The organism is Sedimentitalea xiamensis, from assembly GCF_030164465.1.
Classification (GTDB): Bacteria; Pseudomonadota; Alphaproteobacteria; order Rhodobacterales; family Rhodobacteraceae; genus Sedimentitalea; species Sedimentitalea xiamensis.
On sequence record NZ_JASNJE010000010.1, the window covers coordinates 1 to 16,512 of the forward strand.

The 16,512-nt window shown below is 64.3% G+C and carries 14 protein-coding genes and 1 pseudogene; 6 read left to right on the forward strand and 9 right to left on the reverse strand.

Annotated features, from left to right (window positions below):
• A pseudogene (glyA, locus tag QO034_RS10065) lies at positions 1-142 on the forward strand (serine hydroxymethyltransferase); the annotation flags it as partial.
• Positions 143-501: 359 nt separating this feature from the next.
• On the opposite strand, the gene glnT reads toward glyA, so the two are convergent.
• The 5 genes from glnT to QO034_RS10090 all read right to left on the reverse strand — a co-directional run bounded on the left by glnT (position 502) and on the right by QO034_RS10090 (position 6,768).
• Positions 502-1,857 carry a type III glutamate--ammonia ligase gene (gene glnT, locus QO034_RS10070; RefSeq protein ID WP_284485400.1) on the reverse strand — a complete coding sequence of 452 codons (1,356 nt, stop codon included), beginning with the start codon at positions 1,855-1,857 and terminating at the stop codon, positions 502-504.
• 114 nt (positions 1,858-1,971) lie between these two features.
• On the reverse strand, positions 1,972-3,318 hold the full coding sequence (locus tag QO034_RS10075) for an FMN-binding glutamate synthase family protein (RefSeq protein WP_407696754.1): 1,347 nt from the start codon (positions 3,316-3,318) through the stop codon (positions 1,972-1,974).
• Between the two features lie 3 nt (positions 3,319-3,321).
• The gene (locus tag QO034_RS10080) at positions 3,322-4,005 is read right to left on the reverse strand and encodes a GXGXG domain-containing protein (protein ID WP_284485402.1); all 684 of its coding nucleotides are present in this window, start codon (positions 4,003-4,005) and stop codon (positions 3,322-3,324) included.
• A gap of 27 nt (positions 4,006-4,032) precedes the next feature.
• Positions 4,033-4,929: a class II glutamine amidotransferase gene (locus QO034_RS10085; protein WP_284485403.1), complete on the reverse strand. Its 897-nt coding sequence runs from the start codon at positions 4,927-4,929 to the stop codon at positions 4,033-4,035.
• Positions 4,930-5,175: 246 nt separating this feature from the next.
• A complete protein-coding gene (locus tag QO034_RS10090; RefSeq protein WP_284485404.1) occupies positions 5,176-6,768 on the reverse strand; it encodes an APC family permease in 1,593 nt (530 codons plus the stop codon).
• A 278-nt stretch (positions 6,769-7,046) separates the two neighbouring features.
• Between QO034_RS10090 and QO034_RS10095 the strand changes: the two genes are divergently transcribed.
• The 4 genes from QO034_RS10095 to QO034_RS10110 all read left to right on the forward strand — a co-directional run bounded on the left by QO034_RS10095 (position 7,047) and on the right by QO034_RS10110 (position 10,903).
• Positions 7,047-8,183 carry an aminomethyltransferase family protein gene (locus QO034_RS10095; protein WP_284485405.1) on the forward strand — a complete coding sequence of 379 codons (1,137 nt, stop codon included), beginning with the start codon at positions 7,047-7,049 and terminating at the stop codon, positions 8,181-8,183.
• A gap of 64 nt (positions 8,184-8,247) precedes the next feature.
• Entirely contained in the window at positions 8,248-8,856 is a 609-nt protein-coding gene (dmmA, locus tag QO034_RS10100; RefSeq protein WP_284485406.1) for a dimethylamine monooxygenase subunit DmmA, read from the forward strand.
• Complete coding sequence (locus tag QO034_RS10105) at positions 8,853-9,818, forward strand: PDR/VanB family oxidoreductase (protein ID WP_284485407.1); 966 nt, start codon at positions 8,853-8,855, stop codon at positions 9,816-9,818. Before dmmA ends, QO034_RS10105 begins: the two co-directional genes overlap by 4 nt.
• A gap of 14 nt (positions 9,819-9,832) precedes the next feature.
• Complete coding sequence (locus QO034_RS10110; protein WP_284485408.1) at positions 9,833-10,903, forward strand: heme-dependent oxidative N-demethylase family protein; 1,071 nt, start codon at positions 9,833-9,835, stop codon at positions 10,901-10,903.
• 8 nt (positions 10,904-10,911) lie between these two features.
• Here the strand turns inward: QO034_RS10110 and QO034_RS10115 are convergent, their stop codons facing one another.
• Complete coding sequence (locus QO034_RS10115; RefSeq protein ID WP_407696755.1) at positions 10,912-11,574, reverse strand: helix-turn-helix domain-containing protein; 663 nt, start codon at positions 11,572-11,574, stop codon at positions 10,912-10,914.
• A gap of 127 nt (positions 11,575-11,701) precedes the next feature.
• Here QO034_RS10115 and QO034_RS10120 point away from each other — a divergent pair, with 127 nt between their 5' ends.
• Positions 11,702-12,682, forward strand: a complete 981-nt coding sequence (locus QO034_RS10120; protein WP_321169992.1) for a GlxA family transcriptional regulator — start codon at positions 11,702-11,704, stop codon at positions 12,680-12,682.
• 16 nt (positions 12,683-12,698) lie between these two features.
• Here QO034_RS10120 and QO034_RS10125 read toward each other — a convergent pair whose 3' ends face one another.
• Genes QO034_RS10125 through QO034_RS10135 form a run of 3 tightly spaced genes read right to left on the reverse strand, consistent with a single transcriptional unit; the run spans position 12,699 to position 16,499 of the window.
• Positions 12,699-13,265 carry a sarcosine oxidase subunit gamma gene (locus tag QO034_RS10125; RefSeq protein ID WP_284485411.1) on the reverse strand — a complete coding sequence of 189 codons (567 nt, stop codon included), beginning with the start codon at positions 13,263-13,265 and terminating at the stop codon, positions 12,699-12,701.
• Complete coding sequence (locus tag QO034_RS10130) at positions 13,258-16,215, reverse strand: sarcosine oxidase subunit alpha family protein (protein ID WP_284485412.1); 2,958 nt, start codon at positions 16,213-16,215, stop codon at positions 13,258-13,260. Before QO034_RS10130 ends, QO034_RS10125 begins: the two co-directional genes overlap by 8 nt.
• On the reverse strand, positions 16,212-16,499 hold the full coding sequence (locus tag QO034_RS10135) for a sarcosine oxidase subunit delta (protein ID WP_284485413.1): 288 nt from the start codon (positions 16,497-16,499) through the stop codon (positions 16,212-16,214). Before QO034_RS10135 ends, QO034_RS10130 begins: the two co-directional genes overlap by 4 nt.
• Positions 16,500-16,512: the final 13 nt, after the last annotated feature.

Sequence of the window (16,512 nt, forward strand, 5' to 3'; positions counted from 1 at the left end):
CCGCCAGATCGCCGACTGGATCATCGAGGTGGTGGACGGGCTGGCCGCGAACGGCGAGGACGGCAACGGCGCAGTCGAGGCCAAGGTCAAGGCCGAGGTCGAGGCCCTGTGCCAACGCTTCACCATCTATCCAGGCCTCTGACGCCACCACGAACGGTGACAACCGCAAGAAAGCGGGGTTTCGACCCCGCCTTATTTCAGCCCGCCCGGTGCTGTATGCGGCGACCGGACCAGAAAGGCCGGACAGTTCCAAAACGCAAACCCGCTGGCCCTTTGGGTATTCATCGACGTTGACCGTGCCCGCGACCCACCCACACCGCAGCGCCCCCCGGCCGGGCGGACAGGTTTCCGGCGCGGGATGTGATGGGGCCAAAACGAAACGCCCCCGCGAGCCGGACGGCTGCGGGGGGCGTTGTCCGGGTGACGGATCGGACCCGGAAGCGCCGCGCGGGTTGACAGGACCGGGAGGAGGGGTCCTTGCACCGCGCGCGGCACCGTTGCTCAGATGTCGAGCGTGTGCTCGCGCTCCCACTCGGTGAAGTGGGTGACGAAATCGCGCCATTCGGCGTGCTTCTTCTTCAGGAACGCCTTGGTGAATTCCTCGCCCATCGCGTCCGTCAGCACGGTGTCCGCCTCGTAGCGGCGCAGACCGTCCAGCATGTTATGTGGCAACGGCGGCGCGTTCTTGACCTTGTGGCCTTCGGCGAACATGTCGATCTCCTGCGCCTCGCCCGGGTCGGACTTGTTGCGGATGCCGTTCAGGCCGGCGGCCATGATCACCGCGGGCATCAGGTAGGGGTTGGCCGAGCCGTCGGGCAGGCGCAGTTCCATGCGGCCACCGCCCGGCACGCGCACCAGGTGGGTGCGGTTGTCGCCCGCCCAGGTGATCGAGGTCGGTGCCCAGCTGGAGCCGGAGACCGTCGCGGGGGCGCCGATACGCTTGTAGCTGTTGACCGAAGGGCAGCAGATCACGGTCAGGCCGCTGCCGTGGTCGATCAGGCCGCCAAGGAAATGCTTGCCGGTTTCGGACAGGCCGTAGCGCCCGGTGGGGGTGTCGTCATTGCCCGCGAACAGGTTGGTCCTCGCGTCGTCGCCCTTGGCATCCCAAGCCGAGATATGCACGTGCAACCCGTTGCCGGTCAGGTGCGGCAGCGGCTTCGGCATGAAGCTGGCGCGCATGCCGTGCTTCTCGGCGACATACTTGATCATGAACTTGAAGAAGCTGAGCTGGTCGGCCATCGTCAGAACGTCGTCGAAGTCCCAGTTCATCTCCCACTGGCCATTGGCGTCTTCGTGGTCGTTCTGGTAGTTGCCCCAGCCCAGTTCCAGCATGTATTCGCTGACTTCGCGAATGACATGGTAGTTGCGCATCATGGATTGCTGGTCGTAGCAGGGCTTGGCGCGGGTATCGAGCTCATCGGCCAGCGACCGGCCGTCCGGCGACAGAAGCGAGAATTCCGGCTCCACGCCGATCTTGAAATGCAGGCCGAGTTCGGCCGCATCTGCGATCTGCTTTTGCAGCACGTTGCGCGGTGCATGGGCCGACAATTCGCCCTTCATCACCGGGTTGCCGGGAACCCAGGCGATGTCCTTCTGCCACGGGATCTGGATCGCGGCGCTGGCATCGGGCATCACCAGCATGTCGGGATGCGCCGGAGTGTAGTCCATGCCGCCTGCGAAACCGGCGAAACCCGCACCGCCTTCCTGCATCTTCGCGATACCGCGCAGCGGCACCAGCTTGGTGCGCTGAGCGCCCAGCAGGTCGGTGAAATTCACCATGAAATATTTGATGCCGCGCTCATTTCCCCATTCTTCGAGGTTGGTCTGCGCGCCTTGCGTCTGAAGGTCTTTTGCCATTGACAAGCTCTCTCTCCCTGGTTGGTCGCGATCGATCCGATGGATAGGGTTTGCGCGACCGCTGTTCAATCGGGAAACGCGCAGCCATGAAGGCCGCGCGTTCCATTCCTTGGCTCAGAAGCCGGGCTTTCCGGGATACCAATCGGTTCCGGCCAGCGGCACCTTGGCCATCGCCGCCGCCTCCATCGTCAGGGCCACCAGATCTTCGGGCTCTAGATTATGCAGGTGGTTGTGGCCGCAGGCGCGGGCGATGGTCTGCGCCTCCAGCGTCATCACCTTGAGATAGTTGTTGAGCCGGCGGCCGCCTTCGATGGGATCGAACCGCGCCATCAGTTCCGGGTCCTGCGTGGTGATGCCCGCCGGGTCCTGGCCTTCGTGCCAGTCGTCATAGGCGCCGGTCGTGGTGCCCAGCTTCTGGTATTCGGATTCCCATTTCGGGTCGTTGTCCCCCAGCGCGATCAGCGCCGCGGTGCCGATGGCGACCGCATCGGCCCCAAGCGCCATCGCCTTGGCCACATCCGCGCCGTTGCGGATGCCGCCCGAGACGATCAGCTGCACCTCGCGGTGCATCCCGAGATCCTGAAGCGCGCGCACGGCTTCGCGGATACAGGCGAGGATCGGCTGGCCCACATGTTCGATGAACACGTCCTGGGTCGCCGCGGTGCCGCCCTGCATCCCGTCGAGCACGACCACGTCGGCCCCGGCCTTGACCGCCAGCGTGGTGTCGAAATAGGGCCGCGCGCCACCGATCTTGATGTAGATCGGCTTTTCCCAGGCGGTAATCTCGCGCAGTTCGAGGATCTTGATTTCCAGGTCGTCCGGCCCGGTCCAGTCCGGGTGGCGGCAGGCCGACCGCTGGTCGATGCCCTTGGGCAGGTTGCGCATCTCGGCGACGCGGTCGCTGATCTTCTGGCCCAGCAGCATGCCGCCGCCGCCCGGTTTCGCGCCCTGCCCCACGACGACCTCGATGGCGTCGCAGCGGCGCAGGTCGTCCGGGTTCATGCCATAGCGCGACGGTAGGTATTGATAGACCAGCTTGGTGGAATGGCCGCGCTCTTCTTCGGTCATGCCGCCATCGCCGGTGGTGGTCGAAGTGCCGGCCATGGAGGCCCCGCGCCCCAGCGCCTCTTTCGCCGGACCGGACAGCGCGCCAAAGGACATGCCCGCGATCGTCACCGGAATATCCAGTTCGATCGGCTTCTTGGCGAACCGCGTGCCGAGCGTCACCCGCGTGTCGCATCTTTCGCGGTAGCCTTCCAGCGGGTAGCGCGAGATCGACGCGCCGAGAAACAGCAGGTCCTCGAAATGCGGCACCCGCCGTTTCGCGCCGCCGCCCCGGATGTCATAGATCCCGGTCGCGGCCGCGCGGCGGATTTCCGCGTTGACCGAATTGGTGAAGGTCGCCGACTGGACCGGCGTGGTGCGCGGGATCGCCGCGAGTTTTCCGTCTTTCATGCTCATCTCCTAATACGCGCCGGCATTGTCGATCTTGAAATTGTACAGCTGGCGCGCCGACCCGTAACGCTTGAACTCTTCGGGTTTCGCATCGCAGCCGGCCTTTTCCAGAAGGTCGCGCAGGATCTCGATATGTTCGGGACGCATCTCTTTCTCGATGCAATCCGCGCCCAGCGACTTGACCGATCCGCGCACGAACAGCCGCGCCTCGTAGATCGAATCCCCCAGCGCGTCACCCGCGTCGCCGCAAACGACCAGGTTACCCGACTGCGCCATGAAGGCCGACATGTGGCCGATGTTGCCATGGACCACGATATCGATGCCTTTCATCGAAATCCCGCAACGCGAACTGGCGTTGCCCTTGATGACCAGCAGCCCGCCGCGGCCCGTGGCCCCGGCATACTGGCTGGCGTCGCCGTCGACGATGACGGTGCCCGACATCATGTTTTCGGCGACCCCCGGCCCGGCGGAGCCATTGATATGCACGGTCGCCTGCTTGTTCATCCCGGCGCAGTAATAGCCGGTCGATCCCTTGACGGTCACTTCGATCGGCGCGTCCAGCCCGACGGCAATCGCGTGACTGCCTTTCGGGTTGACGATTTCCCAACTGGTCTGGTTGGTGTCCGTGGACTGCCCCTGAAGGGCTGCGTTCATGCTGCGCAGGCCGTCAGCTTCAAGATTGATTGTCTGCATGTTATTGGTCTTTCCGGCGGCGGCGCCTTAGTGGTTCCAGAAATAGACGGTTGCGGGTTCGGGTTCCCAGACGCGGGCCGTTTCGATGCCCGGCAGGTTGACCAGCGCCCGGTATTCCGACCCGAAGGCGACGTATTGATCGGTCTCGGCCATCACCGCCGGCTTGCAGGCGATCGGGTCGCGGACCACGCCGAACCCGTCCTTGGTGCCGACGACGAAGGTGAAGAACCCGTCGAGATCGTCAAGGCTGCTTTCCAGCGCCTCGCCCAGCGTCGCGCCGTTCCGCATCTTCCAGGTCAGGTAGGCCGCGCCGACCTCGGTGTCGTTCTCGGTTTCGATACGCACGCCCTCGCGCTTCAGGCGGCGGCGCAGCGAATTGTGGTTGGACAGCGATCCGTTGTGCACGAGGCACTGGTCGGTTCCGGTGGAAAACGGGTGCGCGCCCAGGGTGGTCACGGCGGATTCCGTCGCCATGCGGGTGTGGCCGATGCCATGGGTGCCCGACATCTTGGACAGTTCGAACCGGGTGGCCACATCCTTGGGCAGACCGACTTCCTTGTAGATCTCGATCGTGTCGCCGGCGCTCATCACCCGGACGTCGGGTCGCAGCATGGACAGCGCCAGCCGCGCCGATTCGTCCAGTCCGCCGTTCATTTCCAGCACCGCATGGGTGTCCTTGCGGCGCAGAGTCACCGGACTGCCGATCTCGGCCGCCAAAGCGGTGTCGAGCCCGGCGAAATCCGCATCGGGATTGCCGGACTGCACCGTCAGCTTGGTCTTGTTCTCCGCATCGGTGCCATAGATCGCGATGCCGGCGCTATCCGGGCCGCGGTCTGTCATGGTGATCAGCATGTCGGTCAGCATTTCACCCAGCTTGGGCTCAAGCGACTTGTCCTTGAGAAAGAGTCCTACGATCCCGCACATCGGCGCAAATCCTTCTGATGGTTGATTGAGTCGGACGCTACCAGCAAATCCAGAAAGTATCAACTGTTAAGAAACTTATTTTCATTTCAGGCAAAACGCGCTCCCAAGAGATCCCAAAGGCGCGGCCACCCGCTGTTTGGCCCGGCAGGCCGACCGGGCGAACGATGCCCAAAGCCTGTCCGGCCATTGCAGTTCCGGCGGAAAGGGGCGGCCGCCATGCCGCCCCTTTCCATGACAGTTCGCCCGTCAGAGCTGGAAGATCATGTTCGAGACCACCACCACGGCGACGCCCGCCGCGAGCGTCAGGTATGGCAGGATGCCCGCCTTCCGCACGCCGTGATCCGGGTCCACGCCGCCGACGCTCAGATCTTCGAGCATCTCGTGCGGGAACTTGCCCTTGTCCTGAACCCAGTGCCGCCAGGCAAAGACCGGCAGGATCAGCGCGATCGCGAATATCGCCGACCGCAGCGTGCCCTCGCCCCATACGTTCGCCCCGGCTCCCAGCAGGACAGCGTTGACGAAGGCCAGGATGCCGCCAAGCCACAGCATGATGGTCGGCGCCTTCCAGGGACGTTCCACTTTTGCGTTGTCGATCCGGTGAATCCAGCCCGAATGCAGGTTCAGGAAGTTGAAGATCAGGTAGCAGCAGTTCGACACCGCCAGAACGAACAGGTAGTCCGACATCATCAGCAGGATGAGGTTGAAGCCAAGGTCGGTCCACATGCCGGCCGTCGGCGCACCGTGTTCGTTGGTGCGCGACAGGAACTTGGGCAGCCAGCCGTCGACCGATCCCTGATAGAGCGTCCGCGAGGAGCCGGCCATCGACGTCATGATCGCAAGCACCAGCGCCAGCAACAGCATGACCACCATGATCGACGCCAGGGCCGAGCCGCCGCCGACCATGCCGGCCATCGCGCCGCCCACGGCCGAGCCGTCGACGATGCCGTCCTGCAACATGCCGTCCACGCCGAGCACACCCTGGAAGCTGATCGGCACGACGATATAGATCACCATGCAGATCGCGCCTGCCGCCAGGATGGCCTTGACCGTGTCCCGCTTGGGATCGCGGAATTCGCTGGTGTAGCAGATCGCGGTTTCGAACGCATAGGCCGACCAGGCCGCGATGAAGAGACCGCCCAGGAACAGGGTCCAGCCTTCGGTGTTCCATTCGCCGGAAATCGGAACCAGCGGCACCAGGTTGGCCGCCAGAACGTCACCCGTCAGAATCGGCACGAAACCGACGATCAGAAGCGGAATCAGGACCGCGAGACCGATGAAGGTTTGCAGCTTGGCCGCTGCCGAGATGCCTTTGTGCTGGACCATGAAAACGCCAAGCAGGATGATCGTTCCGACGATGGAGGTCGCATCGATCCGCAGTGTCAGACCTTCGTTCAGGAAATCGAGCGACATCAAGGTGATTTCGAACTGGTTGATCGCCGCCTCCGCGCCAAAGAACGACGTCAGGATGTAACCGGCCGCAAGACCGCCGCCAATCGCCAGAACCGGCGTCCAGGCCAGCCAGTTGCACCAGACGGACAGTGGCGCGATGACCTTGGAATACCGCACCCAGGCCGCCGCCCCGTAGATCGACGCGCCCCCCGACTTGTTCGGAAAGAGCCCGGCGATCTCGGCATATGTGAATGCCTGGATGAAGCCGAAAGTCACCGACAGCGCCCAAACCACCCATGACGGATTGCCGATGGTCGCGGCGATGCCACCAATGGAAAATAGGACCAGCGCCGGCACGCCCGACGCCATCCAGAAGGCATCTTTCCATCCGATGGCGCGGTGCAGCTTGCTGCTGCCGGTCGCGCCGGAAATCGATTCTGTCACAGCCATTTTAGTCTCCCTTTGAATATGGCGACACTTGGTTCCCGCTGCATGACGCAACCGGAGCGTGTTTTGATTCTTTTTTTCTGCCGACAGGCCGCGCCACTGGCGTCCCCTGTTTCTTTTTTGGATTCTGGTGGTTACGGCCGATTTTGTTACCCTGTCTTTTGCACCGTAGGAAAATTATTTTCTTGAAGCTTGCTTTTTTCTGTATCTTTCTGTCAATTGACAAAGACGCTGACCGGCTCTTTGGGGGCCGTTGGAACCACAGAAAACAGGAACACGACATGACCGCATCTTGGAGATTCTCCGCCCTTTCGGATCGCCACCGGGCCTTGGGGTCGGCACTGGAGGACTGGTCCGGCATGGGCACCGCCTGGAGCTATGACAAGGACCAGGAAGAGGAATACCTCGCCATCCGCACAAAGGCCGGTTTCATGGACGTGTCGGGCCTCAAGAAGGTGCATGTGATCGGCCCGCACGCCTATCACGTGATCGACCGGGCGACGACGCGCAACGCCGACAAGATCAAACCGGGCCGCAGTTCCTATGCCTGCATGCTGAACGACGACGGCAAGTTCATCGACGATTGCGTGATCTACCGCACCGGGCCGAACGCCTACATGGTGGTGCACGGGTCGGGCCAGGGTCACGAACAGCTGACCATGGCCGCGACCGGCCGCGACGTGGACATCCGCTTTGACGACAACCTGCACGACATCTCGCTGCAAGGCCCGCTGGCGGTCGATTTCCTCGAAAAGCAGGACGTGCCCGGCGTCCGCGACCTGGCCTATTTCTCCCATATGCAGACGACGCTCTGGGGCAAGCCGGTGATGATCTCGCGCACCGGCTATACCGGCGAACGCGGCTATGAAATCTTCTGCCGCGGGCAGGATGCGCCGGCAATCTGGGACACGCTGGTGGAAAAGGGTGCGCCGATGGGCATCATCCCGACACGTTTCACCACGCTGGACTGGCTGCGGGCGGAAAGCTACCTGCTGTTCTTCCCCTTCGACAACTCCGACATGTATCCGTTCGAGAATGAAAAGCACGGCGACACGCTGTGGGAACTGGGGCTGGATTTCACCGTGTCCCCCGGCAAGACCGGCTTTCGCGGCGCGGAGGAACATTACCGGCTGGAAGGCAAGGAGCGTTTCAAGATCTACGGCGTCAAGCTGGAGGGCACCGAACCCGCCGAGGAAGGCGCGCCGCTCCTGAAGGACGGCGAGCAGGTCGGCGTCGTGACCATCGGCATGTATTCGTCGCTCAACAAGCACAACGTCGGCATCGCGCGGATGCCGGTTGACTGCGCCGTGGACGGCACCAAAATGACCGTCAGGAACAGCGGCGGGGAAATTCCCTGCGTGGCGCATTCGATGCCGTTCTACGACCCGGACAAGAAGCGCCGGACTGCCAAGGGCTGAGTTACGGAAACGGGGGGCGGCCTGTCTGCCCCCCGTCGCCTGTTTGACCGAACAAGGGAAGACAATGTCGACATTCAGATTTCCACCTTCCATCACCAGCCGTCCGGTCTACGGAACGCTCGCGCCCCGGCCCGGCAAGGCGCATCTGATGATCGCCGATGCCGAGGGGGCCGAGGCGCTGCTCGATCTGGCGGCGGCGGACCCCGAATTGTTCGCCAATGCGCATGTCATCTTCATCCCCAAGGGCACCGGCGACCGGTTCACCGAACCGCTGAAGGCCGCGAACCCGTCGATCCTGCATGTCGGCCCGTCCTACGCCGCATCCGTGCCGCGTATCCGCCGGGTGCTGAGCGACGCGCATATGGGGTTGCAGGTCTATCTCGCCGGCACCGAGGGGCTGATGGGCCAGGCAATGAACGAAGCCACCGCCGCCGGCATCCCGCATTCCGCGATCCAGACCGAACATCGCGGATCGGTCGCCCGGCGGATGCAATGCGTGCATTGCAAGGGCATCACCGAAGACGTCATGACCGACCCGTTCGTCTGTGCCCACTGCGGACTGACCCTGTTCGTGCGAGATCACTATTCCCGCCGTCATGCGGCGTTCCAGGGCGTCTGCATCGATGCCGAAGATCCCGGCAACATCCCGGACCCGGTGGAGTTGTATTCATGAGCGCAGGCACCGAAAAGATCGACGTCACCGTCACCGACATCGTCAAGCTGAACGATCTGGTCACACGGTTCAAATTCGAACGCAGCGACGGAGGGCAACTGCCGACGTTTTCCGGTGGCGCCCATACGGTCGTCGAGATGCAGGATGACGGCATCACCCGGCTGAACCCCTATTCGCTGATGTCCGACCCGATGGACCAGAGCGCCTATACCATCTCCGTCCGCCGCGACGACGAAGGGCGCGGCGGGTCGCTGTTCATGCACAACCGGGTCAAGACCGGCGACCGGATGGTCATCAGCTACCCGGTCAACCTGTTCTCGCTGGACCTGCGCGCGCGCAAGCACCTGATGATCGCGGGCGGCATCGGCATCACGCCGTTTCTTGCCCAGATCAAGCAGTTGGACCGGCTGAGCGGCCGTTTCGAACTCCACTACGCCTGCCGGTCGGCGGCGCTCGGTTCCTATGTGGACGAACTGACCGCCAATCATCCGAATGCGGTCCATGTCTATTATGACGACCAGAAACAGGCGATCGATCTGCAACGGCTGCTGACCGGGCAGCCCCTGGGCACCCATGTCTACGTCTGCGGCCCCAAGGGCATGATCGAATGGGTGCGCAAGACCTCCGCCGCCTTGGGCTGGCCGGAAGAGGCGGTGCATTACGAGGAGTTCCTCGCGCCGCAATCGGGCAAGCCGTTCCAGGTGCGGCTGGCGAAATCCGGGATCACCGTGGACGTGGGCGAACACGAAAGCCTGCTGGAAGCGATCGAACGCGCCGGGATCGACGCGCCCTATCTCTGCCGCGGCGGGGCCTGCGGCCAATGCGAAACCGACGTGATCGAGTCCGACGGCACCTTCGTGCATCGCGATCACTGGCTGGAAGACGAAGACCGCGCGAGCGGCTGCAAGATCATGCCCTGCGTCAGCCGGTTCGAAGGCAGGACGCTGGTTCTGGACCGCTAAGGAGGGCGAAAGAGATGACCATCCAATTCAACGACGAAACCTTCCGCGACGATTACACCTTCCACAACTCGGACTGGGCGATCAGGCGCTTTCCCTTCCCGTTCCACGAAGACAGCTACATGTATTCGGTCAACATGGAACAGCACCGGGGGGGACCCGCGGGTTCTGTCTATGAAAAGCGGTTCGACGTGGACGAACATTACGTGTCCGAGATGAAGGACCGCGCCATCGTTCTGGCCGAAGACCCGCTGCGCTGCCAGTCGCTGCCGCACATGACGCTGGCCGGCTGGGACCTGCTGGAACTGATCATGGTCAGCAAGTCGGAGGATTACCCCGACCTCTTCGAACTGCACCGCGACGGCAACGACTGGCGCTGGATCAACAGGCCGCTGGGGATCGACGACAGGTTCACCTTCCTTGACGAAGCCACCCTGCCCTATGGCCCGATGGAATACATCACCCGCCAGACCCAGGGCGATTTCGCCGTGCTCGACCAGCGCGACGAAAACCTGTGGATGGATGCCGGCATGGTCACCACCCAGGCCGACTGGAGTCTGGATTTCGACATCGGGATGAATTTCTTCGAATGGCACGCCCCGGTGCCGCTGGCGCACGAGATGGGCATCTTCAAACGGGCGCTGAAATTCCTTCTGAACGTGCAGCAGGGCAACCCGGCGCGGCGTCTGAACTGGACCATGACGGTGAACCCGCTGCTCGACACCAGCCCGGAAAACTATCACAAGTGGGGCATCCAGAAGACCACGCTGACACCGGAGAATATCGGCTCCAAACAGCATCTCAGGGTCGAGTTGCAGACCTTTTTCCGTCTGCCCCGCTCCAACGCGCTGGTGTTCCCGATCCGCTGCTACATGATCGCGCTTCAGGACGTGGTGACAGTGCCGAAATGGGGCCGCCGCCTGCACCGGGTGTTGCGCGACGTTCCGGTGGAACTGGCGACCTACAAGGGGTTCATCGGCAACCGGCCGCTGATCGTCGACTACCTGTCGCAGTTCGACGACGGGCTGCCGACATCGGATGGCATCTGGCCCGACCTCGACACCGAACCGCCGCTGCGGAAAGGCTGACCGGCGCCTCAGGTGTTCTGCGGATAGGCGATGATCGACAGATACCGGGCCGGAAGCTTCGTCAGGATTTCCGGTCCGTGCGGCGCGTCGGCGTCAAAGAACAGCGTGTCGCCGGGCTTCAGATGGTAGAGCGTGTCGGAATGGCGATACTGCAGCTCGCCCTCCAGCATGTAGATGGTTTCGATCCCGCCATGCTGGAAGGTCGGGAACACGTCGGACTCCTCGGACAGGGTGATCAGGTAGGGTTCCACCATCACCCCGCTGGCATTCGCCCCGATATGTCCGAGCAGGTTGTATTGATGCCCCGCGCGCGTGCCTTCGCGTTCGATTTCCACCCCCTGGCCCGCCTTGGTGTGCATCGCGCCGCGATGTTCCTCGAACCGCCGGAAGAACGATGTCAACGGTACGCTCAGCGCGTTCGCAAGGGTTTGCAGCGTCGTCAGCGACGGCGAGGTGTTGCCGTTCTCGATCTTGGACAGCATCCCGATCGACAGCCCGGTCAACCCGGCCAGGTCCGCGACCGTGATGCCAAGCTGACGCCGATAGGCGCGCACCTCGCGCCCGATCGCCACCTCGAGAACCTTTTCGCGCTCGTCGCGCAGCCTGTGCGGGTCCTGTTTCAGCTGTGCCACTTTTTCTTTCCGTGTCGAATTCTGCGCGGTCCGGTTCATGCTCTTGCCTCCGTTCAGAACAAATGGGACATGGTGTCAAGCGGTTCGCCAGATCCCGAAGTGATGGACAGCCCCGCCCTTGTTTCATAACAGTATAAATATGATGCCTGAAAATAAAATCATTCATTTGGGATTTCTGATTTTTCCGGGGTTCCCGATGGCCTGCCTGACGTCGATGATCGAACCCCTGCGGGCCGCGAACGAAATCTCCGAAACCCAGAGCTTTCACTGGACCCTGATCTCGGAAACCGGGGAACGGGTCGATGCCAGCGCCAAGGTCTGGTTCGATCCGTCGGTGTCCCTGAGCGAAGCGCCGGATGTCGATTTCCTGTTCCTTCTCAGCCCGCCGATGGGCCGGTTCGCCGATCCGAAACACGGCAACGGCGTGCTGCGGTCGATGGCGCGGCACGGCACGACGCTGGGCGGGGTGAGCGGCGGCGTCTTCCCGCTGGCCCGCTCCGGCGTCCTGGCCGGGCACACCTGTTCGGTGCACTGGTGCTATGATGCCGCCTTCGCCGACGAATTCCCCGAGATCGACAAGACCGACGAAGTCATCATGCTGGACCGGCGCTGCTATACCGTGTCCGGCGCGGCGGCGGCCTTCGACCTGGCGCTGATGCTGATCGAACGCGCGCTCGGCCCCGCCATCATGACCGAGGTCGCCTGCTGGTTCCAGCACCCCCTGGTGCGCGGTCAGGGGGTGCGCCAGCGCATTCCGACCGTCACCGCCACCAGCACCGACGACATGTTGCCGGAACCGGTCGCCAGCGCCGTGGCCATGTTCGCCGAACATATCGAAACGCCCCTGTCGGTGCTGGATGTGGCCGACCGGATCAATGTCTCCGCGCGGCAGCTGGAGCGGCATTTCAAGAAAGCCACCGGCACCAGTCCGTCGCTCTATTTCCGCGGGATGCGCATGGCGGCGGCGCGCCAGCTGGTGATGTATTCCAACAAGACCATGGCCGACATCGCCCTGTCCTGCGGATATAGCAGCGTCGCGTCGCTGAATCAGTATTACCGCGCCGCCTATGGCCTGTCCCCCAGCGAAGACCGCCGCAAGATCAACATGTTCCGCGTGCGCGACAACAAGTCGGTTCCGTCGGTCTAGGCCCGTCCGCTCCGCGTCACAGCGCCGACCGCATCGCGGTCAGAAGCGCATGATGCAGCGACCCCGCCGACGACCGCGGCCCGATCACCGACAGCGACCGGCGGGCGGCGCGGCAGACCAGGAAACAGCCCAGGTGCTCGATCGACGCGCGGGTTGCGGCGCCGGAGTCCTGCGCCGCCACATCGACATTGCACAACCGTTCCAGAACGGCGACGACTCCGTCGCCCTCCATGTCGAAACGGCACCAGCCGTCGGTCTGTTCGGTCACGCTGGCCGCGTCGCCAAGCGCCGCCTTCAGCCGCGCGGCGAGATCTTCGTGGCTGGCGTGCGGGGCCTCGACCATCCATTGTTCCGGCCCGGTCCAGAAGGCCGACAGCGGATCGCCCGCGGCCAGCCGGCCCACGTCCGGCACGCCCTGCCCCAGCGCCGCCTTCAGACCGTCGCGGCAGTCCTGTTCCCGTCCCAGCCGGGAGGCGACAGAGGCCAGCGCCCAGTCGGGCCGTTCGCTCAACGTCACCGGGCCGACCCGGTCGACGCGCGGTTTGTCCCCCCCAAGCGGGGTGATTGCCACCAGATCATGCACGGAGCCGGTCTCCTTCAGGGTCTACGAAATGGGCGCTGACCACCTTGAGATCCACGTTCAGCCCGGTCAGCGGACTGACGGCGCGGACCACTTCGCCCTTGCGGTCCGCCCCGTTCTTCAGGAACCCGATGCCGATGGACGAGCCGAGATTGGGCGAATAGCAGGCCGAGGTGATATAGCCCTGGTCATTGGCCGCGTTGACTTCGGTCCCCATGGTCATCAGATGCGCGCCGGCCAGAACACGGTCCGCCGGATCGACCGGCTGAAAGCCGACCAGCGCCAGCGCGTCGGGTTCGTTCAGCCCCTCGCGTTCGGACAGTTTCGAGCCGATACTGTCCTTGGCCTTGGACACCATGCGCCCCATGCCAAGGTTCAAGGCGGTCGTCGTGCCATTGAGCTCGTTGCCCGCCGCGTGGCCCTTTTCGATCCGCATGACGCCAAGCGCCTCGGTGCCATAGGGCACCGCGCCGAATTCCTGCCCGGCTTCCATCAGCCGCCGGATCATCGCATCGCCATAGCGCGTCGGCACCGCGATTTCATAAGCCAGTTCGCCCGAGAACGAGATCCGGAACAGCCGCGCCCGCAGGCCGCCGCAGACGGTGATCTCGCCGCAGGCCATGAAGGGGAAGGCCTCGTTGGAAATGTCGAACTCCGGGTCCACGACCTTTTGCAGCAGCTTGCGCGCATTGGGGCCGGCGACCGCATATTGCGCCCAGGCTTCGGTGGTGGAAATCAGCTGCACGTCGAGATCGGGCCAGAGACACTGGCGGGCGAACTCCATGTGGCGGTAGACGGATACGGCGTTGGCCGTGGTGGTGGTGACGACGAAATGATCCTCCGCCAGCCGTCCGGCGGTGCCGTCGTCCATGGCGATCCCGTCCTCGCGCAGCATCAGCCCGTAACGCGTCCTGCCCACCGCCAGCTTGGCGAAACCGTTGCAGTAGATCCGGTTCAGGAACGTCGCCGCGTCGCGGCCCTGCACGTCGATCTTGCCCAGCGTGGTCACGTCGCAGACGCCGACGCTCTTGCGGGTGGCCAGCACCTCCCGGTCCACACTTTGCCGCCATTCGGTTTCGCCGGGTTTCGGGAACCATTGCGCCCGCAGCCACATGCCGACCTCGACAAAGACCGCGCCCTGTTCCTCGGCCCATTTGTGGCTGGGGGTCTTGCGCACCGGGCGGAAATCCTTGCCGCGCGACCGTCCCGCCAGCACCCCCAGCGACACCGGCGTATAGGGCGGGCGAAAGATCGTGGTGCCGGTCTGCGGAATCGTCTGGCCCGCCAGTTCCGCCATGATCGCGAGCCCGCCCATGTTCGACGTCTTGCCCTGGTCGGTCGCCATCCCGAGCGTCGTGTAGCGTTTCAGATGTTCGACCGAACGGAAATTTTCCTGGTGCGCCAGCTTCACGTCCTTGACGGTCACGTCGTTCTGCTGGTCGAGCCAGGCGCGGCCCTTGCCTTCGCCCACATGCCAGAACGGCGAGACGGTGACGGGGGCGTCCTCTGCCTCGGGCTGCGGCAGCGCGCGGGCGGTGATCCCGATGTCGCGCAGCGCGGCGGCCGCCTGTTTCGCGCCCGCCGACAGGGCGGCGGCGGTGCTGAAATCGCCCGCGGCGGCCCCGGCGACGGTCAGGCCGGCCGGACCCTCCGCGCCGGGCACGAACGCGGCGATATCCTCGCGCCACGCCGGACGGCCCCGCTGATGACAGGTCAGGCTGACGTTCGGGTTCCAGCCGCCCGATACCCCGAGCGCGCCGCATTCGATGGTGCGCTTTTCGCCCGACACCATCCGCACTTCGACAAAGGTCAGCCCCAGGCGTCCCTTGGTGTCGATCACCTGCGCCCCGGCCAGCAACTCGCAATCGGCGATGCGCGGCGCGTTCTCGCGCGGGTCGATGACGGCGGCCACCCTGACGCCCTTGGCCAGCAGATCGACCGCCGTGCGGTGGCCATCGTCGGTATTGGTGAACACCGCGACCTTCTGCGCCGGCGTCACCGCCCAGCGGTTGGCATAGGCGCGCATCGCGCCGGCCAGCATGATGCCGGGCCGGTCGTTGTTCTCGAACGCGATGGGCCGTTCGATCGCCCCGGCGCAGAGCAGCGCCCGGCGGGACGTGATCCGCCACAGGACCTGGCGCGGCTTGCCGGTCGCGGGGGTCGGCAGGTGATCGCTGACCCGTTCGACCGCGCCATAGATCCCGTGATCGAACGCCCCGATCACCGTGGTGCGCGTCATCAGCCGCACGTTCGGCAAATCCGCCAGTTCCGCGACAGAGGCCGCCGCCCAGTCCGACCCGGCCTGATCGCCGACCACCAGCGATTCGGCGTTGAGCCGTCCGCCCGGTGTGAAATCCTCGTCCGCGAGGATCACCCGCGCCCCCGCCCGGCCCGCCGTCAGGGCGGCGGACAGACCCGCCGGCCCGGCGCCGACGATCAGCAGGTCGCAGTGCAGGAACCCCTTGTCATAGCTGTCGGGATCGGGCTGAAACGACACCGACCCGAGCCCCGCCGCCTTGCGGATGACGGGCTCGTAGAGCTTTTCCCAGAAGGCCGCAGGCCACATGAAGGTCTTGTAGTAGAACCCGGCGGTCAGGAAATTGCTGAACCGGTCGTTGATCGCCATGGCGTCGAATTTCAGCGACGGCCAGCGGTTCTGGCTGTTGGCGCACAGCCCGTCGAACAGTTCCGCCGTCGTGGCGCGGGTGTTGGGTTCCTGCCAGGCGCCGCTGCGCAGTTCGACCAGCGCGTTCGGCTCTTCCGATCCCGCCGTCAGCACTCCGCGCGGACGGTGGTATTTGAACGACCGTCCCATCAGCCGCACGCCGTTGGCCAGCAGCGCCGAGGCGAGCGTATCGCCGGGGTGGCCCTGGTAGGCGGTGCCGTCGAATGTGAAATTCACACCCCTGCCGCGGTCGATCTGCCCGCCGGGAAGCCGGTTCACCTGTGTCATGCGCTGCGCCCCCTTGCACGGGCCACATCGCGGGCCAGTTCCACCTGCGTGATCTCATGCGTGACCGTGTTGCGCGTCACCACCAGCCAGCTCCGGTCGCCCTGTTCGTGAAACCACAGCTCACGGTGCAGGCCGGCCGGGTTGTCCCGCAGATAGGCGTATTCATAGAACTTCCGGTCGGCATCCTCGGCCTGCCAGTCCGGGCGGTCGATCAGCGACGCATCGCCCAGATAGGTGAATTCCTGCGCGTCGCGGGGGCCAAGCAGCGGGTGATTGATGATCATTGGTCTGACATCC

Excerpts from the sequence above, each read along its gene's own strand:
- glnT (WP_284485400.1), bottom strand. The coding sequence starts at position 1,857 with ATGGCAAAAGACCTTCAGACGCAAGGCGCGCAGACCAACCTCGAAGAA.
- QO034_RS10075 (WP_407696754.1), bottom strand. The coding sequence starts at position 3,318 with ATGAGCATGAAAGACGGAAAACTCGCGGCGATCCCGCGCACCACGCCG.
- QO034_RS10080 (WP_284485402.1), bottom strand. The coding sequence starts at position 4,005 with ATGCAGACAATCAATCTTGAAGCTGACGGCCTGCGCAGCATGAACGCA.
- QO034_RS10085 (WP_284485403.1), bottom strand. The coding sequence starts at position 4,929 with ATGTGCGGGATCGTAGGACTCTTTCTCAAGGACAAGTCGCTTGAGCCC.
- QO034_RS10090 (WP_284485404.1), bottom strand. The coding sequence starts at position 6,768 with ATGGCTGTGACAGAATCGATTTCCGGCGCGACCGGCAGCAGCAAGCTG.
- QO034_RS10095 (WP_284485405.1), top strand. The coding sequence starts at position 7,047 with ATGACCGCATCTTGGAGATTCTCCGCCCTTTCGGATCGCCACCGGGCC.
- dmmA (WP_284485406.1), top strand. The coding sequence starts at position 8,248 with ATGTCGACATTCAGATTTCCACCTTCCATCACCAGCCGTCCGGTCTAC.
- QO034_RS10105 (WP_284485407.1), top strand. The coding sequence starts at position 8,853 with ATGAGCGCAGGCACCGAAAAGATCGACGTCACCGTCACCGACATCGTC.
- QO034_RS10110 (WP_284485408.1), top strand. The coding sequence starts at position 9,833 with ATGACCATCCAATTCAACGACGAAACCTTCCGCGACGATTACACCTTC.
- QO034_RS10115 (WP_407696755.1), bottom strand. The coding sequence starts at position 11,574 with ATGAACCGGACCGCGCAGAATTCGACACGGAAAGAAAAAGTGGCACAG.
- QO034_RS10130 (WP_284485412.1), bottom strand. The coding sequence starts at position 16,215 with ATGACACAGGTGAACCGGCTTCCCGGCGGGCAGATCGACCGCGGCAGG.
- QO034_RS10135 (WP_284485413.1), bottom strand. The coding sequence starts at position 16,499 with ATGATCATCAATCACCCGCTGCTTGGCCCCCGCGACGCGCAGGAATTC.